At 64.6% G+C, this 1,162-nt stretch carries 1 protein-coding gene; it reads right to left on the bottom strand.

The window, feature by feature from the left end:
- A partial coding sequence (locus AB0F44_RS30210) for an ATP-binding protein (RefSeq protein WP_357361062.1) occupies positions 1–639 on the bottom strand: 639 nt, incomplete at its 3' end.
- Positions 640–1,162: the final 523 nt, after the last annotated feature.

Genomic DNA, 1,162 nt, shown 5'->3' with positions numbered 1-1,162 from the left:
GTCGGTGAGCTTGATGGTGAGGCCCTTGTTCAGGAAGGCCATCTCCTGCAGGCGCCGCGCCACGGTCTCGAAGTTGTAGGTCGTGGTCTCGAAGATGTCCGGATCGGCCCAGAACCGCACCGTGGTGCCGGTGGCCTTGGTCGGCTCACCCTGCGCGAGCTTGCCCGGCTTGGCGTCCTTGTAGGTCTGGGTCCAGTGGTAGCCGTCGACGTCGATCTCGACCTCGACCTTGGTCGAGAGCGCGTTCACCACCGAGATGCCGACACCGTGCAGACCACCCGACACCGCGTAGGAGTCGGAGTCGAACTTGCCACCGGCGTGCAGCTGAGTCATGACGACCTCGATCGTCGGCACGCCCTGGGCGTGCATCCCGACCGGGATACCGCGACCGTCGTCGATCACCTCGACGCCGCCGTCGGCGAGCAAGGTCACCTCGACCTTGGTGGCGTAGCCGGCCATCGCCTCATCGACCGAGTTGTCCACAACCTCCCAGATGAGGTGATGCAGACCGCGTTCACCGGTGGAACCGATGTACATGCCAGGGCGCTTGCGCACCGCCTCGAGGCCTTCGAGGACCGTGATGGAAGAGGCACCGTAGCCTGAATTGTTGCCCGATGCGTTGGAGTCGTTGGCAGCCACTTCTCGGTAGCTCTCCTTACTTGCTGATCCCTGGCGCAGCGATCCGGGCAGCACGCGCACGGCTCGAAAGAGCCATCAGATATCACGGACTGCACAGCACGCGCCGAGGGTTCGCCGCTGGTTACGTCACCATCCTACTGGTAAGCCCAACTTACAGTGCACCTACGACACCCCTGGCTTCGCCGTGAATGCGAGAAATCGTCCAACCGCGAGACGGTTCCGCCTCCCCGGGGATTTTGCCGGTCGTAGGCGCGAATAGGGTGGGTGCCCGGCCCGGCGGTCCGAGGGCGCGAGATCGCACTGTTCCGACGCACCCGAAAGTTATCCACAGGCCCTGTGCACATGTCCACAACTTCGGGTCCGAGAGCGACGCGGGCGCAACGGATCTCGCCCCGGTCACCGCGCGGCTACCCGTAGGTATCGCGCGGGCCGCGGCCCTTGATGTGGCAGCTGATGGGCGGCCTGCGCAACCACTGGTGGCAGAACGTGCTTGCATCGTTCGGGCTGATCACCATCATCGCCA

Source organism: Nocardioides sp. NPDC023903 (assembly GCF_040639295.1).
In the GTDB taxonomy this organism is placed as follows: Bacteria; Actinomycetota; Actinomycetes; order Propionibacteriales; family Nocardioidaceae; genus Nocardioides.
Note: the sequence above shows the minus strand (reverse complement) of the source record. Positions and strands in the feature narration are given on the sequence as shown.